This window comes from Chryseobacterium urinae (assembly GCF_030518295.1).
GTDB lineage: Bacteria > Bacteroidota > Bacteroidia > Flavobacteriales > Weeksellaceae > Chryseobacterium > Chryseobacterium mucoviscidosis.
Map to the genome: position 1 here is coordinate 45,555 of NZ_JAULSJ010000001.1, position 16,563 is coordinate 62,117.

Annotated in this window: 14 protein-coding genes; 5 read left to right on the forward strand and 9 right to left on the reverse strand. The window is 37.7% G+C overall.

The window, feature by feature from the left end:
* Positions 1–407: 407 nt before the first annotated feature.
* The 7 genes from QWT87_RS00195 to QWT87_RS00225 form a co-directional block, all read right to left on the reverse strand.
* Positions 408–2,402, reverse strand: a complete 1,995-nt coding sequence (locus QWT87_RS00195) for a S9 family peptidase (protein WP_302712507.1) — start codon at positions 2,400–2,402, stop codon at positions 408–410.
* 156 nt (positions 2,403–2,558) lie between these two features.
* Positions 2,559–2,903 (reverse strand): phage holin family protein, encoded by a 345-nt coding sequence (locus QWT87_RS00200; RefSeq protein WP_302712509.1) that lies wholly within the window; start codon positions 2,901–2,903, stop codon positions 2,559–2,561.
* 66 nt (positions 2,904–2,969) lie between these two features.
* Entirely contained in the window at positions 2,970–3,392 is a 423-nt protein-coding gene (locus QWT87_RS00205; protein WP_302712511.1) for a PaaI family thioesterase, read from the reverse strand.
* Between the two features lie 380 nt (positions 3,393–3,772).
* Positions 3,773–5,899 (reverse strand): type IA DNA topoisomerase, encoded by a 2,127-nt coding sequence (locus QWT87_RS00210; RefSeq protein ID WP_302712513.1) that lies wholly within the window; start codon positions 5,897–5,899, stop codon positions 3,773–3,775.
* Positions 5,900–6,578: 679 nt separating this feature from the next.
* Positions 6,579–6,713: a hypothetical protein gene (locus tag QWT87_RS00215; protein WP_302712515.1), complete on the reverse strand. Its 135-nt coding sequence runs from the start codon at positions 6,711–6,713 to the stop codon at positions 6,579–6,581.
* A 76-nt stretch (positions 6,714–6,789) separates the two neighbouring features.
* On the reverse strand, positions 6,790–7,818 hold the full coding sequence (locus tag QWT87_RS00220; protein WP_337250565.1) for a pirin family protein: 1,029 nt from the start codon (positions 7,816–7,818) through the stop codon (positions 6,790–6,792).
* Between the two features lie 41 nt (positions 7,819–7,859).
* On the reverse strand, positions 7,860–8,156 hold the full coding sequence (locus tag QWT87_RS00225; RefSeq protein ID WP_076394942.1) for a GNAT family N-acetyltransferase: 297 nt from the start codon (positions 8,154–8,156) through the stop codon (positions 7,860–7,862).
* Between the two features lie 593 nt (positions 8,157–8,749).
* Between QWT87_RS00225 and QWT87_RS00230 the strand changes: the two genes are divergently transcribed.
* The 5 genes from QWT87_RS00230 (at position 8,750) to QWT87_RS00250 (ending at position 15,046) form a co-directional block, all read left to right on the forward strand.
* Positions 8,750–9,751 carry an EamA family transporter gene (locus QWT87_RS00230; protein WP_302712519.1) on the forward strand — a complete coding sequence of 334 codons (1,002 nt, stop codon included), beginning with the start codon at positions 8,750–8,752 and terminating at the stop codon, positions 9,749–9,751.
* 14 nt (positions 9,752–9,765) lie between these two features.
* Positions 9,766–10,794, forward strand: a complete 1,029-nt coding sequence (locus tag QWT87_RS00235) for a methionine ABC transporter ATP-binding protein (RefSeq protein WP_302712521.1) — start codon at positions 9,766–9,768, stop codon at positions 10,792–10,794.
* Positions 10,787–11,443 carry a methionine ABC transporter permease MetI gene (gene metI / locus QWT87_RS00240; RefSeq protein WP_302712523.1) on the forward strand — a complete coding sequence of 219 codons (657 nt, stop codon included), beginning with the start codon at positions 10,787–10,789 and terminating at the stop codon, positions 11,441–11,443. The genes QWT87_RS00235 and metI overlap by 8 nt, the downstream gene beginning before the upstream one ends.
* A 279-nt stretch (positions 11,444–11,722) precedes the next feature.
* Entirely contained in the window at positions 11,723–12,535 is an 813-nt protein-coding gene (gene metQ, locus QWT87_RS00245) for a methionine ABC transporter substrate-binding lipoprotein MetQ (protein WP_302712525.1), read from the forward strand.
* 249 nt (positions 12,536–12,784) lie between these two features.
* Entirely contained in the window at positions 12,785–15,046 is a 2,262-nt protein-coding gene (locus QWT87_RS00250) for a glycoside hydrolase family 3 C-terminal domain-containing protein (RefSeq protein WP_302712527.1), read from the forward strand.
* Between the two features lie 49 nt (positions 15,047–15,095).
* Here the strand turns inward: QWT87_RS00250 and QWT87_RS00255 are convergent, their stop codons facing one another.
* Positions 15,096–15,707, reverse strand: a complete 612-nt coding sequence (locus QWT87_RS00255; RefSeq protein WP_302712529.1) for a hypothetical protein — start codon at positions 15,705–15,707, stop codon at positions 15,096–15,098.
* A 54-nt stretch (positions 15,708–15,761) separates the two neighbouring features.
* Entirely contained in the window at positions 15,762–16,508 is a 747-nt protein-coding gene (locus QWT87_RS00260) for a metallophosphoesterase (protein WP_302712531.1), read from the reverse strand.
* Positions 16,509–16,563 lie beyond the last annotated feature (55 nt).

Consider the following 16,563-nt stretch of genomic DNA (forward strand, 5'->3'; position numbering starts at 1 on the left):
TAACGCAAGGAACGCTAAGATTTTCTTTTAAAACTTGTCTAAGTTTTTTACCGCAAAAATTGTAACACTTTAGTTGTTTAAGTTCAATCCTTAAATGAAAAGAAAGAGCATATAAGTTTAAAAAATCAAAGATTTTTTCTCTTTGCAGACTTTTGAAATACTTTAAATAAATCCAATAAAATCTTTTGTCCCTTTTGCAGTTAAATTTAAACTCATTTTAAATTTAACTGAATATTTTCGTTCGCGATAACTTTTCACTCAGCCAATAAGCATATTTTCTAAAAACAAAAAACGGACTAAAGTCCGTTTTCTGTTGATTTTTGTATCTGTTTAAACCACCCCGTCAAAAATTCTAGGAATTTTTGCCACCCCTCCAAAGGAGGGGAATCCAGAAGGGAAGATTATATTTATAAAGTTTCTTTTAGCCAGTCGAAGAATTCTCTTTGCCAAACCAATCCGTTTTGCGGATGCAGCACCCAGTGATTTTCGTTCGGGAAATAAACCAGTTTAGATTTTAAACCTCTTAATTTTGCAGCCTGGAAAGCTTCCTGACCCTGCTCGTAAGGAACACGGTAATCTATTCCGCCCTGAACGATCATGATCGGTTTGTTCCATTTATCAACAAAATTGCTTGGGTTGAATTCCGTATAAGCTTTTGGCTGTGGCTTTTCCCATGGTGAACCTAAATCCCAGTTCGCAAACCAAAGTTCTTCCGTTGTTAAATACCATGATTTCATATCGAATAATCCATCGTGCGCGATGAACGTTTTGAATCTGTTTTCGTGAATTCCTGCTAACATAAATACGCTATAGCCTCCATAACTTGCTCCGACAGCAGCAACTCTGCTTCCGTCAACGTAAGGTAGCGTTTTTGCGTAATCTGTTGCGGCAAGATAATCTCTCATTGGTTGTCCTCCCCAGTCTCTGGAGATTTCTTCATTCCATTTTGTTCCCCAACCCGGCATTCCTCTTCTGTTTGGTGCAACAACGATATATCCTTTGGCCGCCATTAAAGCAAAGTTCCATCTTGTGCTGAAGAACTGCGTTAAGGCAGATTGCGGACCTCCCTGACAATAAACAAGGGTTGGATATTTTTTGTTCGGATCAAAGTTTGGCGGATAATGGAACCACACTCCCATTTCTTTTCCGTCCGAAGTTTTCACCATTTTCAGTTCAGATTTTCCCTGAGCCAACTGTGCATACATTTCTTTATTGGCTTCCGTAACCTGCTTCATTTCTCCGTTTTTAAGGTTGACAGAGAAAATATCTGTGGCGTGGTTGATATCGGTTCTTCCTACCAAAAGTGAAGTTTTCTGATCGGCAAAAATTTCGTTCACATCAAAATCACCTTTTGTGATCTGCTGCACTTTGGCATTTTTAGGATCTAAAGAAAATAACTGCTTCGTTCCTCTGAAAGCTGCCGTGAAATAGATCATTTTTGAATCTCCGCTCCAGAAAACATCTCCGGAAACACTTTCGTCCCAGCTTTGCGTTAAGTTTATTGTTTTTCCGGATTTCCAATCCATGATTTTTACATCATTTTTGTCGGCTTCATAACCGTCTCTTGCCATACTCTGCCACAAAAGTGATTTTCCGTCCGGACTGAATTTCGGATTAACGTCGTATCCTTTATTAGATTCAGTTAAATTTTTTGTTGTTCCTGAAGCAAGATCGTATGCAAAAATATCTGTGTTTGTGCTTGTAGAGTATTCTTTGCCGCTTTTCGGTTTCGTTACATATAAAAGCTGTGCAGAATCCGGACTCCAAATGAAATCTTCTGCTCCGCCGAAAGGTCTTTGCGGAGAATCCCACATCTTCCCTTCCAGTAAATCTTTTGCAGAATCTGCTTTATCTGAAACATTTACTACGAAAACATGATTGTACTTTCCTTCATTAAAATAATCCCAGTGTCTGTGATTCAGATCTGTATAAACTTGTGCCGTGGTTTTCGGAGTATCGGAATATTTATCTTTTCCCATTACTTTTTCTACCAAAACCTGCTTACTGAAGGCTATTTTTTTACCGTCGGGAGAAATAACAATGTTGTCTGCTTCACCAATGGTGTAAAACTCCGTCCATGTCTTACCGTTGTCTTTTGAAAGGAAAATCTTATCGCCTTCCTGCGCGTACAATCCGTTTTTATCCCACTGAATCAGTGCTTTTTTGCCTAAATCAACTTTCACGGACTGATTGTTCAGAACATTCAGGAAATAGTTCTCGCTTTTTGTTTTTTCGGTTTTAAGATCGGTCTGTCCTATTTTGTAGATTAACGAGGACTGATCCGGAGAAACTGCCTGTACTCCAACTTTTTTCAAAGTCCATAAAATTTCAGGCGTCATTAGTTGTTGTGCATTCATTAAGAGCGGAGCTGCCAAAGCCAGCAGACTGTACTTAAGTTTCATATTAATTCATTTTTTATGACTTTATCATTCAATCCAATCATAAAGTCTTTATTTAATTCAAAGATTGCCAAAGTTAACTATTTTTAAAACACAAACGCGCACAAAAAATCGCCTGTCGTTTTAACAGGCGATTTTTATGTCATTTTGAATTTTAAACTAATCTCCGTCCGAAAACATTGAGTTTGCCAGTGAGCTGACGATGGAAAGCAGGATGCTGAAAATAAGCGCCCATAAAAATCCGTCTACCATCATGCTGTCTATAAAATAATCCGCGATCAGGATAATAATTGCATTGATTACTAAGGTAAACAGCCCCAATGTAATAATCGTTAAAGGCAATCCCAAAATATTAAGAACAGGTTTTACAATTAAATTCAAAAGCCCTAAAACGATGGCAAAAATGATCGCTCCGCCAAATCCTGTAAAGTGTACTCCAGGTAAAATCCATGTTAAAAGATAAGCAACAATGGCCGTTAACAAAAGTCGAATAATTAAGTTCATAGTATGATTTTTTTAATGTTGTTGATGCGTGTTCCTGTGCAAAAGCTATTCCACTTGTTTGAAAAATTATTTGATCTTCATCATCGTGACCAAGGATGTTGCAACGTGGCTTTCGGAAGCTCCGTCTTCATCAACCACATAAATTTCAGTGCGGATCACACTGATCTTTGAACCTCCTTTTATTACGTAGGATTTTGAAACTAAAGCGTCTCCGATGGCTGGTCTTAAATAATTGACTTTCAATTCAACGGTTACGACATAACAGTCTTCTTCGTAATGACTTACTGCCGCATAACCTGAAGAAACATCCACCAAAGAAGCAATCATGGCTCCGTTGAACATTCCCGCTTTTCTTGTCATGAGTTCCATTTTCGGGATTTTCATGGAAATGAAGTCGGTTTCCACTTCCAGAAGTTCGGCTTTGTAGAATTTTAATGTCTCGGAGCGGTTGAAACTGTCGGTGATGAGCTGTTTTTTATGGGGTGTCATTTTTTGGTTTATAATTTGAACACAAGTTGCACAATTTTTTTTACAAATGCGAAAATATTATGTTTGCTTTTCATTTAAACACAAATGGCACGAATAGATTTCACAAATTTTATGTTTAAACACGAATTGCACAAATAATTTGTTCACAAATTTCGCAAATGTTATGTTGCTGTTATTTGAATGATTAAAAATCGAAGTTTGTGTTTAAACACAAATGGCACAAATATTTTAACCATTAAGAATATTTGAGAGGTTAAGAATTAGTAAGTTTTGGCTGAAGCCGTTGTTTTGGGTAAAATTTGAAAGCGGACTAAAGTCCGCTCCTATTGATGTTTCGTTGTGGTAATCGTGAAAATATTTGTGGTATTTGTGTTTAATCTTTAGTTTAAAACAATCTGAAATTGCTCATCCATCGACAAAATACCTTCTGCCACACTTTCAGGATGGGTGGTAAAGCCTTTTAATTTTGAGGTTTTTCCTTTTAAGACCAAATCCATTAGCTGTTTGTCCGACAATTTTTTTCCGAAGATCTCAAAGGAAACTTTAAAGCCGCAGTTTTTAAAATCGGAACATCCGACAGCGGTTTTTCCTTTCATCAAATGATGTTCTTTGCATTTCGGGCATTTGGTTTCTTCCCACGACTGAAGTTCTTTTTTAACGGCAGGTTCGCGTTTTTTCTTTTCTTTTACCTCCTCCACTTTTTCTTCTTCCAAAGAAATCACTTTCCCTTTTCCGTCGACTACTTTTTTGGTAAGCTCCGTCACCATCTGGATGAGCTCTTCCTTAAAATGATTGGCTTCATATTCGCCTTTTTCAATTTTTCGGAGTTTCAGTTCCCATTCTCCGGTTAATTCGGGACTTTTCAGCAATTCATCTTCAATGGTGTCAATCAGTTGAATTCCGGTTTGGGTGGCGATGAGATTTTTTCTTTTCTTCTCAATATATTTCCGCTTGAAAAGGGTTTCGATAATATTGGCGCGGGTTGAAGGTCTTCCGATGCCATTGTTTTTCAGGAGTTCGCGCAGTTCATCATCTTCCACCTGTTTTCCTGCGGTTTCCATAGCTCTCAGCAAAGTTGCTTCCGTGTAAGGTTTTGGCGGCGTTGTTTTTCCCTGATGAATCATCGGATCATGCGGTCCGGTTTCTCCTACGGTAAATTCGGGAATGGTCTGTTCTTCTTCCTTTTCTTTTTCTTTATCGTTGGGTTCTTCTTTCGGTTCTTTGGCATAAACGGCTCTCCATCCCGGTTCCAGAACCTGTCTTCCGCTGGTTTTGAAAGGAATGGTTCCTACTTTTCCTTCTACTAAAGTATTGGAAATTTTACACTCGGGATAAAATACGGCAATGAAACGTTTCGCAACCAGATCATAAACTAACTTTTCTTCCCTGCTTAAATTCTGGGAAGGCGGAACTTCCGTTGGAATGATCGCGTGATGATCTGTTACTTTGGTATCATCAAAAACCGCTTTCGATTTGGGAATCGGAGCTTCCAGTAAAGGGGCGATAAGCTCCTGATAGAAATACATTTTCTTCAGAATTCCTTCTATTTTCGGATATAAACTTTCAGACAAGTACGTTGTATCCACACGCGGATACGTAACGTGCTTTTTCTCGTAAAGACTCTGAATATAATTAAGCGTATTCTCCGCAGAATAGCCGTATTTTTTGTTGGCTTCCACCTGAAGTGCCGTTAAATCGAACAGTCTTGGATTTTTCTCTTTTCCTTCTTTAATTTCAAAGGATACGATTTCGAAAGGATTCTGTTTTAAATATTCCAGACCTTTTTCTGCGCGTTCCAATGTTTTGAGACGGTCGATGGCGGCGTTAAAAATAACTTCGCGGTATTTCGTTTTCAGTTCCCAATATTCTTGAGTGTTAAAAGCATCAATTTCTTTCTGACGCTGAACGAGCATTGCCAAAGTGGGAGTCTGTACTCTTCCGATGGAAAGAACGGCTTTATTTCCGCCAAATTTTTTGGTGAAAAGTCTTGTTGCATTAATTCCCAGCAACCAGTCTCCGATCGCTCTTGCGTTTCCTGCGAGATAGAGATTTTTGTAATCTTCGGCAGGTTTTAGATTGGCAAAACCTTCTTTAATCGCTTCTTCGGTAAGGGATGAAATCCACAAACGCTGAATAGGCTTGTTGCATTTTGCTTTCTGTAAAACCCATCTCTGGATCAGTTCTCCTTCCTGACCGGCATCCCCGCAATTGATGACCTCATCACATTCTTCAACTAATCTTTCAATAACTTTAAATTGATTTTCTACGCCTTTGTTGGGAATTAATTTGATCCCGAAATTATTGGGAATAATGGGCAGCAGAAACAGATTCCAGGATTTGTACTGCGGGCCGTAATCGTGGGGTTCTTTGAGGGTGCAAAGATGCCCGAAAGTCCATGTCACACAATAGCCGTTTCCTTCCATATAGCCCTGTTTCGGCGTGGTGGCGCCCAATACTTTGGCGATATCTCTGGCAACACTGGGTTTTTCGGCAATACAAAGTTTCATGAATGTCTCGGAATTTTTTGGAGAGGGCAAAAATCGGGAATTTTTTTGGATTTTGCTAATTTGCGGATTGTTGGTTGAAAATAAGCTTCTCTGAACTTTTAAAATGAAGGGTATTACTTAAATTTTGAAAATAGATACGTCATCGATTGTCATTCCGGAGGAATCTATACTCGAATATTTTGTGTGAATTTCTACTACTTCGCTTAGATCTTTTCACGATGACAGATGTGGCGGAAAGCTGGGCATTTTCAAACGCAAAGTTTTTTTATGATGGTGATTATTTTGAGGAAGCAAAGTTATGCAGATTTCATCTGTGTTGAAGCGTGTGTTTAGTATCCGTTTTTCTTTGTTTATTTTTATAGAACAATTTTACATTGTCTTTGCTTTGGAATTTTAAATTTTATTTTTTCAGTATTTCTAATATTTTGCTTAGATCCTTACAGGATGACAGATGTGGCGGAAAGCTGGGCGTTTTCAAACGCAAAGTTTTTTTTATGATGGTGATTATTTTGAGGAAGCAAAGTTATGCAGATTTCATCTGTGATGAAGCGTATGTTTTAGCATCTGTTTTTCTTTGTTTATTTTTTTATAATTTCTAATACTTCGCTTAGATCCTTACACGATGACAAATGTGGCGGAAAAGAATTCAGAGTTAAAAGACAAATTTATCTGAAGAAATTCAAAACAGTCCTGTAACGGCTTTTTGGGTAACCGGGAAAGTATGTTTCACCCCTGCAAGAGACTTTCCGGGAACCTCGAAAGTTTCCTGCACCCCTGCGACAAACTTTCCGGAAGGCGGGAAACCTTCTTGCACCCCTGCAAGAAACTTTCCCGAAAATTAAAAAAGCTCCCTTAAAAAAGAGAGCTTCAAAACAATTCACACCATATCACTACACTTCCATCGGAACTTCCATGAGAAGAATCTCTGTGTTTTCCGATGTGGATTTTATGTTTAATTCGGAAATATCCCAAATTCCGAAGCCGTCTCTTTCTTCCAGTTGCTGTCCTTCAATTTCTGCGCTTCCTTTAATGATGAAAACGTAGACGCCGTTTCCTTTTTTCTTTATCTGATATTGGGTTTCAGCCGTATTTTCAAAATCTCCGAGATGAAACCATGCTTCCTGATGAATCCATATTCCATCGTCTTGAGGATCGGGTGACAGGATCTGCTGAAATCTGTTTTGGCTTTTCGTTCTGTCGAGTTTCATCTGGTCGTATCTCGGCGTGACATTTCTTTTATTGGGATAGACCCAGATTTGCAGAAATTTAACCAAATCGCCTTCATCTTTACTGAATTCGCTGTGCATTAATCCTGTTCCGGCGCTCATGACCTGAATTTCGCCGCCTTTTATTTCGTTATGGTTTCCCAGATTGTCATGATGGATCAGGGTTCCTTCCAGTGCAATGCTGATGATTTCCATATTGTCGTGGGGATGCGTTCCAAAGCCTTTTCCGGCTTCAACGGTATCATCATTCAGCACTCTTAAGGCGCCGAACTGCATTTTTTCGGGGTCATAAAATTCTCCGAAGCTGAAGGTCTTTTTACTGACCAGCCACTGTTCGTTGGTTACTCCTCTTGAATCTGCGCGGTGCACTACTCTGTTTTCAGGCTTTTTTACTGCTGCAAAACTGTTCTCCACCTCGTTGAACAGCAATCCGCTTCCGCCACCGTAATGTTCTATTACTTTTATATTTTCATCAAAATTTCTGCAAAAAACACTGATCTGTTTTTCGAACTGTTCTTCCAGACCGGAACTCAGCAAAACAATATCGACGGGATTATTTTTGATAAAATCCTGACTCTTGCTTTCATCACTCAGAATTTCAGCCTTCCATCCATCATTTTTTTCGATAATTCTTTGTAAGGTTGCAAGAATTTCGTCATTTTTTCCGATTACCAAAAAGTTCAGTGCTTTCATTTTGATTCAATTAAAAGTTAATGGTTTACAATTTTAAAATTTTACAGTTCTTCTTTAAACCATACATCGCTGTATTCGTCGGGACGGCGTTTGAACTGGGCGTGAACGTAAGGACACAGCGGAACAATTTTGAGATGATTTTCTCTTGCGTAGGACACCAGTTTTTCCAGCAGGATCTTTGCAAATCCTCTGCCTTCAAATTCTTCGTTTACTTCTGTATGATACACCGTTAGTTTATCTTTAATGACGGAGATGTCCATTTTTCCTGCTTTTTTATCGTCTGAGAAAAGCTGAATCTCCCCTCTTACATTTCCTAAAACAACTTCTGTTCTTTCCATGATTTTGATTTTTAATAATGATGTAAAATTAGGCAGCCTGAATTTGCCGGATCATGATGTATGATAATAAATCGGTTATATTTTGATTAAACTGAAATAAGCCGGGAATTATTTTTTTAACGTGATGAGCATTAATTTCCTTTCTGTATTGCTGTAAATTTTTCGTCCGCGAAGGGGCTACACGCAGCGAAGGCTTGATTTTCGGAACATCAACAGGAAGTTGAAAGCTATTATTTGGCTTTTTTGAGCGAAATTAATGGTTAATTGATAGCATTTTCAAAAATTAAATCATTAAAAATCAAAACATTAAAAACAAGAGATCAATTTATTTTCTAAAAAGTCTACTTTTTTAGTGGACTAATAGGAAAATATGTTTTATATTTGCAACCGTAATCAGGATATAATAATACAATGAAAGCAGAATTCAAGAACAGCAGCGTAAGAAAACATATCAATCATTTTATGATGATGTATTGCTGTATGCCTATGCTTCATTCCTGTTGTGGTTAACCTTACTTTTATATGACATATTTCTAAAGGCTTTACCACGTTGTAGAGCCTTTTTTATTTTAAAAACAACATTAAAAAATATCATGAATACTAATAAAAACAAATGGCTGATTCCTATAGCCTTCACCAATATTTATGTAATATGGGGAATTACTTTCCTCGCCATTTCTTTCGGGTTAAACGGATTTCCGCCTTTTATTCTTTCGGGGTTCAGATTTTTGGGCGCAGGAATAATAATGATCGGATATCTGCTCTTAAAAGGTGAAAAAGCCAATTCTGCCATCAACTGGAAAAAAAATGCCATCACCGGAATTCTCATCCTTACGGGAGGAACGGGATTGGTTGCGTGGGGAGAACAATATGTAACCGCTTCTGAAGCAGCCATCGCTATTGCAACCGGACCATTCTGGTTTATTGCCATTGATAAGAAAAACTGGAGTTATTATTTCTCGGATAAGTTTATTCCTTTGGGCTTGGTGATCGGGTTTGCAGGACTTATTTTATTTCTCAACGGAAGTGTAAGTTCTTCCGGTTCGCATACACAAACGGCAGATGCTTCAATCAGGGTAATTGCATTTGTTGTTCTGGGCTTAAGTTCCGTAGCGTGGGTTTTAGGATCACTTTACTCCAAAAAAAATCCGGCTGGTCAGTCAACTTTTATGAATATTGCCCAACAGCTTATTACTGCCGGTATCGCTTCATTGGTTATTGCATTTTTCAGAAATGAATGGACTGGCTTTTCAATCATAAAAGTACCGTTAAACGCCTGGTTAGGATTGTTTTTCCTTATTGTATTCGGATCGATTATCGCTTATCTTTCGTATATCTGGCTTTTGTCTGTAAAACCTGCCGCTTTGGTAAGTACGCATACTTACATCAATCCTATTGTTACTGTAATTGCGGGTTGGATCGTTGCGAATCAGACCATTAACATCAACCAGTTTTACGGATTGATTGTTATTCTTGTCGGAGTTCTTTTAACGAATATGACTAAATATTTTAAGCTTTCCAAACGGTCTAAAGTTAAAATAAGAAGAGTGATAAGACACGTGAACAAAAACGCAAGACCTTATCAGCCAATATAAAATTTAAGTAAAAAATGATAGAGATAAAGAATGTTTCAAAAACATTTCATCAGAAAAAACAGTCGTTTAAGGCGCTGAATAATGTAAGTCTGACGATTGAACAGGGCGATATTGTAGGAATCATCGGATTTTCGGGAGCGGGAAAAAGTACCTTAATCCGAACGGTGAATCTTCTTGAAAAACCTGACAGCGGTGAAATTGTGATTAAAGGAAGGGATTTTACGAAATTAAATTCGAGACAATTGGCACAGGAAAGGAAAAAGATCGGGATGATTTTTCAGCATTTTAATCTGCTTTCTTCGAGAACTGTTTTTGAAAATATTGCGCTTCCGTTAGAGCTGGATCATGTCAGCAAAACTGAAATTAATAAAAAAGTAAATGAACTGCTGAAAATCGTAGGACTGGAAGATAAAGCTCATGATTATCCTAAAAGTCTTTCGGGAGGACAAAAACAGAGGGTTGCCATTGCAAGGGCTTTAGCAAATGATCCTTATCTCCTGCTCTGTGATGAAGCGACGAGCGCGCTCGATCCTGCAACCACACAATCGATTTTGCAATTGTTGAGGGATATTAATCAGAGACTTGGAATTACGATTTTGTTGATTACGCACGAAATGGAAGTCATCAAAACGGTTTGTAACCATGTTGCGGTAATCGACAAAGGTCAACTATTAATTAAAGGAACTTTAAGCGAGATTGTCTCGAACAAAGAGAATCCTATCATCAAACAATTTTTAAACTCTAGTGTTATGACAATACCACAGGAACTGAATAAAAAACTACAGCAAGAGCCACAAGACGGATTATTTCCATTGGTGGAAGTAGAGCTTAATGAAAATATATCGGTGGAAGAACTGCTTTCCATTGTTTATGATAAATATAAAATTCCATACAAACTGCTGAAAGCGGATGTTGAATATTTAGGCGATTCCAATTTTGGAAAACTATTGCTTCAGCTTCAGGGTGAAGAGGAGAAAAATCAGCAGGCCATTTATTATTTCAATCAGAATAAAATTCAAAATACGGTAAGAGGATATGCTTAGTGATACGGTGATTTCTCTTTTATCAAAGGGAATTTGGGAGACGGTTTTTATGACGTTTGTTTCGGGGTTTTTCGGATTTGTTCTGGGTTTGCCTGTCGGGATTCTATTGTTTTTAACGCGGAAAGGACAGCTTTTGGAAAATGTAATCTACAACAGGGTTTTATCTGTTCTGGTGAATATTTTCCGTTCTATTCCTTTCATTATTTTAATTGTGTGGATGATTCCTTTCACGAGAAGTCTGGTGGGAACGTCTATCGGGGTAAACGCAGCTTTGGTTCCTTTAAGCATCGGAGCGGCTCCTTTTATTGCAAGACTGGTAGAAAACAGCTTACTGGAAGTTCCTTATGGTTTAATTGAAACTGCAAGAGCTTTAGGAGCAAGTCCGTTTCAGATCATCAGAAAAATACTGTTGCCGGAAGCACTTCCTTCCTTAATTAATAATGCAACAATTACCTTAATTACGCTTGTCGGCTATTCTGCGATGGGAGGTGCTGTCGGAGCCGGAGGATTGGGACAGATCGGCTATCAGTACGGCTACATCGGTTATGATGCCGTGATTATGAATCTTGTTTTAGGATTGCTGGTTGCGATTGTTTTCATCATTCAGTTTTCGGGAGACCGATTGGCGAAGAGGTTTGATCATCGTTGAGTTTTTTTGAGTGGGAGGGTTTTTGAGTTGGAGGGTGTGAGTGTTTGAGTGTTTGAGAGAGTGAGTGTGAGTGTGAGAGAGTGTGTGTGAGTGTGTGAGAGTATTTTGAAAATAATGTGATAAGTGTGAATGTGAAATAGTGTGGTGGTTTGAAAATTTCAGCCATCAATCGGGCGAAAATCAGCAAAAAGGAGTAAAAGCCATATTTTATTTATTAAAGAATTTAAAAAATCTAACCTTTTTGCTTTTCGCCCTTTTTTTAAAAGAAAATAATTTACAATGAAAAAAATAAAGATTTTAAGTTTTTTAGTGGCGGGTTTGTTAGCATTTACCGGCTGTAATTCATCCAAAAAAGAAGATCCGAACTTTATAAAAGTAGGAATAACTTCCGGGCCGGAACAGGAAATTGCCGAAGTGGCGAAAAAAGTAGCGAAGGAAAAATACAATCTTGAAGTAGAGCTGGTTTCCTTTAATGATTATGTAATCCCCAATGAAGCTCTGAATAACGGTGATATTGACGCCAATGCTTTTCAGCACGTTCCTTATTTAACCGAACAGTCCAAACAGAGAGGATATAAATTAGCGGTTGTCGGGAATACTTTTGTCTACCCTATCGTTGCGTATTCAAAGAAAATTAAAAGCATAAATGAACTTCAGAACGGAAGTACAGTTGTAATTCCGAATGATCCTACCAATGGCGGACGTTCCTTACTTCTTTTACAGAAAAACGGTTTGCTGAAACTGAAAGACGGCATCGGATTATTACCCAAATTAACGGATATTGTCGCGAATCCTAAACAGTTAAATATCCTTGAAATTGAAGCACCACAATTGCCGAGAGTGTTGGATGATAAAGAAGTGGTGATTGCCATTATCAACAATAATTTTGCTGCGCAGGTGGGACTGGATGCCGATAAACAGGGAATTTTCAAAGAAGATAAAGATTCTCCTTATGTAAATGTAATTGTTTCCAGAGAAGATAACAAAACCTCCGAAAAGGTAAAAAATTTCGTAAAAGCTTATGAGTCTGACGAAGTTGTGAAGAAGGCAGAAGAAATTTTCAAAGGCGGTGCTGTAAAAGGCTGGAACTGATTTGGTGAATGGTGAATTCTTTCATATGCCGCAGAATTCATTATTGACAATTCACCATTGACAATTCACTATTGACATTTTAAAAAAGTCTATTATTATATATTTGGACATTGTTTCAGCTTTTTGAAATGATGTCTTTTTTATTTTCAAATCACGGGTTATTAAAAATTATTTATTTAAAATATATTTTCTCAATTTGAGATAATAAAATTTTTTGCTATTTTTGTTTCCAATCAAAAAAGGCTTTTTATGTTTAAGAAAACCGCCATTGTAAGTTTATTCACATTTATTTCTGCTTCTTATATGGCTCAAAATACACCGCTTCCTGTTTATTTAGACGAATCCAAACCTGTGGAATTACGGGTAAAAGATGCCCTTTCCAGAATGACTCTGGAAGAAAAAGTGGCGATGCTTCATGCGCAGTCAAAATTCAGTTCACCGGGTGTTCCGAGATTGGGAATTCCTGAATTCTGGACGACGGACGGTCCTCACGGAGTTCGCCCTGAAGTGATGTGGGATGAATGGAATCAGGCAGGCTGGACAAACGACTCTATTATCGCCTACCCTGCTTTAACGGCACTTTCCGCGACATGGAACAAAAAAATGTCATGGAATTACGGTAAAGCACTGGGTGAAGAAGCCCGTTACCGAAAAAAAGATATTCTTCTGGGACCGGGTGTTAATATTTACAGAACTCCACTCAACGGAAGAAACTTCGAATATATGGGTGAAGATCCTTATCTGACTTCAAAAATGGTGGTTCCTTACATCAAAGGAGTACAATCCAACGGTGTGGCAACTTCTGTAAAGCATTTCGCCCTGAACAATCAGGAAATGTTCCGTCATACAAGCAATGTAAAAGTGGACGACAGAGCTTTATACGAAATTTATCTTCCGGCTTTCAAAGCGGCTGTAACAGAAGGCGATTCTTGGACGATTATGGGAGCTTATGATATGTACAAAGGTCAGTATGCAAGCCAGAACCAATATCTTCTGAATGATATTTTAAAAGGTGAATGGAAATATAAAGGGGTCGTGGTTTCCGACTGGGGTGCTGTTAACAATACCGAACAGGCTATCCATAACGGACTGGATCTTGAGTTCGGAAGCTGGACAAACGGACTTTCTGCGGGGACAAAAAATGCTTACGACAATTATTATCTGGCAAAGCCTTATTTAGATTTAATTAAATCCGGAAAAGTAGGAACGAAAGAACTGGACGATAAGGTTTCAAGGCTTTTAAATCTTGCGTATAAAACAACAATGAACCGAAACAAACCTTTCGGAAATATTGCTTCTGAAGAGCATAAAGCTATTGCAAAAGAAATCGGGGAAGAAGGAATTGTATTGTTGAAAAATCAGGGAAATATTCTTCCGATTGATCTGAATAAAGCTAAAAAAATTGCTGTAATCGGGGAAAATGCTATCAAAATCATGACCGTTGGCGGTGGTTCTTCTTCATTAAAAGTGAAATACGAAACGCTTCCTTTAGACGGAATTAAAGCGAGATTCGGGAAACAGTCGGATGTTCAGTTTGCGAGAGGTTATGTTGGAGACATCGGCGGAGAATACAACGGGGTAAAATCCGGACAGGATTTAAAAGACAACCGTTCTGAAGCCGAATTATTAAACGAAGCTGTGGAACTGGCTAAAAAATCTGATTACGTTATTTTCGTTGGAGGATTAAACAAAGCAGATTTTCAGGACAGTGAAGGAAACGACAGAAAAAGCTATGGATTACCTTACAATCAGGATAATGTAATTGCTGCACTGGCAAAGGCGAATAAAAACCTTGCGGTTGTTCTGGTTTCCGGAAATGCGGTGGCAATGCCGTGGATTAAAGAAGTTCCGACTGTAGTTCAGGCTTGGTATTTGGGTTCTGAGGCAGGAAATTCTATTGCTTCGGTTTTAGCAGGTGACGCCAATCCATCAGGAAAACTGCCTTTCACTTTCCCTGTGAAACTGGAAGACAATTCTGCGCATCAGTTGGGAGAATATCCCGGAAATAAAGCGGAATTGGCAGCGGATAAAGGAAAAGATCAGAAAAACCCGATCAATATTAGCTACAACGAAGGAATTTTTGTAGGCTACAGATGGCATGATACGAAAAAAATCAAACCTTTGTTCAGTTTCGGACATGGTTTAAGCTACACCACTTTCGAATTCGGAAAAGCCAAAGCTGATAAAATAACGATGTCTCAGGATGATAAAATCACGTTTACGGTTTCTGTAAAAAATACAGGGAAAAGAGCTGGAGCAGAAGTTGCCCAACTGTATATTTCCGACCTTAAATCGTCTGTTGAAAGACCGGCTAAAGAATTAAAAGGTTTTGAAAAAGTATATCTGAATCCGGGAGAAGAAAAAGAAGTAACATTTACCATTGATCAATCTGCTTTAAGTTTCTTCGATCCCCAAAAACACGACTGGGTTGCAGAACCGGGAGATTTTGAAGCACAGATCGGTAATTCTTCCGATGCCATAAAAACGAAGGTGAAGTTTACGTTAAAGTAATCTTACTTATATATTTCTAAAACGGAGAGTCCTTTTGTAAGGGCTCTTTTTACATTCCATCAAGTTCTAAGCGAATTTTTTTCGTAAAATATTTTTCGTTGAACTTTAAAGTTTCAATTAGATCAGCGGGATAAAATCCATCTTCAGAATTTTTTATTTCATGGATAAAACCAAGAATGCTATACTCGTAAATCTCGCTTAAAAATATCTTACAACAGATAATTAATTCTTCAATTTTTAATATTCTGTCATCACCTTCCATCTCCTCAAAATAGCGGATGTTGATTTTTGAGAATTCATATTCAGCATTTTTAAAATCACCTATTTCATATAAATATAATCCATATAAATATTGTAAAGGTGGATTGTTTTGATCAAGCTTAAACGATGTTTTAAAATACTTTTCTACCTTTTCATTTTTAGAAAGTAAACTTTCATACGGCGCATTTTTTACAGTAGATTTACAAATAAAATATTCCAGTGTCGCTATTAACTGATAATATGAAAAGTCTTTATCAAACTCTTCGCTTTCAACAATTTTTAAAAGAGCAGATAAATCTGACTGGGATTTTTCGTAATCATAATGATGCTTAAAAATTATTTCATAAATCTGATCTATATAATGAAAAGTTTTATCTGTAAAATTATATGAGGATTCCAAAATATGATAGTATCATTTGATACTATCAAAGATATAATTTTTTATTGAACTATTCTACACCTCCACAATCAGCTCCCTCTCAAACCCATTATACTTTTCCGAAATATAACCATGCGGATTGCAGATAATCTCCGTCTCCCCTATTTTGTATCTTTTCGGCGTGTGAATATGCCCGTGAATCCAATACAGCGGTTGATATTCCAGAATAAAATCCTCCAGATTGGAAACGTATGCGGAAGTTAACGGATCATTTTTAAAATGTTCCGGGCTCGACTGTAAACTTGGGGCATGATGAGTAACCACAATATTCTTCATGCCCTTTGAATTTTCAAGACTTTCTTTCAGCCATAATCTCGAAAACTGATGAATTTTATAAATATCTATCGACCTCATCTTTGAATACGAAGGATCTCTTTTAATTTTCTTATAATCGTTCATTCCTTGCTGACAGACAAATCCGTAATATCTCGGATCCCCGAAAACAGAAAAATCCGTCCACAACGTTGCACCATGAAAACGAATCCCGTCGATGTCTGCAAAAGCATCTTCCAGCACAAAAACATTGGAATTTTCTGCGGCAGCTTTTATTTTATTTAACGTTTTAGGATAAGAACCTTTGTAATATTCATGATTTCCCAACACATAAATCACAGGTTTATCGGGAATTTTTGTTTTGATCCATTCAATTCCTTTCGTTCCCAAATTAACATCTCCCGCCAAAACAACGACATCGGCATGATCAAAAGATAATTCCGACATTCCAAATTCCTGATGCAGATCGCTGATGATTTGTATTTTCATGGTGCTAAAATAAAAAAAGAACCGACAATTTCTTGCGGTTCTCTCAATAAGAATG

Excerpts from the sequence above, each read along its gene's own strand:
- QWT87_RS00195 (WP_302712507.1), bottom strand. The coding sequence starts at position 2,402 with ATGAAACTTAAGTACAGTCTGCTGGCTTTGGCAGCTCCGCTCTTAATG.
- QWT87_RS00200 (WP_302712509.1), bottom strand. The coding sequence starts at position 2,903 with ATGAACTTAATTATTCGACTTTTGTTAACGGCCATTGTTGCTTATCTT.
- QWT87_RS00205 (WP_302712511.1), bottom strand. The coding sequence starts at position 3,392 with ATGACACCCCATAAAAAACAGCTCATCACCGACAGTTTCAACCGCTCC.
- QWT87_RS00210 (WP_302712513.1), bottom strand. The coding sequence starts at position 5,899 with ATGAAACTTTGTATTGCCGAAAAACCCAGTGTTGCCAGAGATATCGCC.
- QWT87_RS00220 (WP_337250565.1), bottom strand. The coding sequence starts at position 7,818 with ATGAAAGCACTGAACTTTTTGGTAATCGGAAAAAATGACGAAATTCTT.
- QWT87_RS00225 (WP_076394942.1), bottom strand. The coding sequence starts at position 8,156 with ATGGAAAGAACAGAAGTTGTTTTAGGAAATGTAAGAGGGGAGATTCAG.
- QWT87_RS00230 (WP_302712519.1), top strand. The coding sequence starts at position 8,750 with ATGAATACTAATAAAAACAAATGGCTGATTCCTATAGCCTTCACCAAT.
- QWT87_RS00235 (WP_302712521.1), top strand. The coding sequence starts at position 9,766 with ATGATAGAGATAAAGAATGTTTCAAAAACATTTCATCAGAAAAAACAG.
- metI (WP_302712523.1), top strand. The coding sequence starts at position 10,787 with ATGCTTAGTGATACGGTGATTTCTCTTTTATCAAAGGGAATTTGGGAG.
- metQ (WP_302712525.1), top strand. The coding sequence starts at position 11,723 with ATGAAAAAAATAAAGATTTTAAGTTTTTTAGTGGCGGGTTTGTTAGCA.
- QWT87_RS00250 (WP_302712527.1), top strand. The coding sequence starts at position 12,785 with ATGTTTAAGAAAACCGCCATTGTAAGTTTATTCACATTTATTTCTGCT.
- QWT87_RS00260 (WP_302712531.1), bottom strand. The coding sequence starts at position 16,508 with ATGAAAATACAAATCATCAGCGATCTGCATCAGGAATTTGGAATGTCG.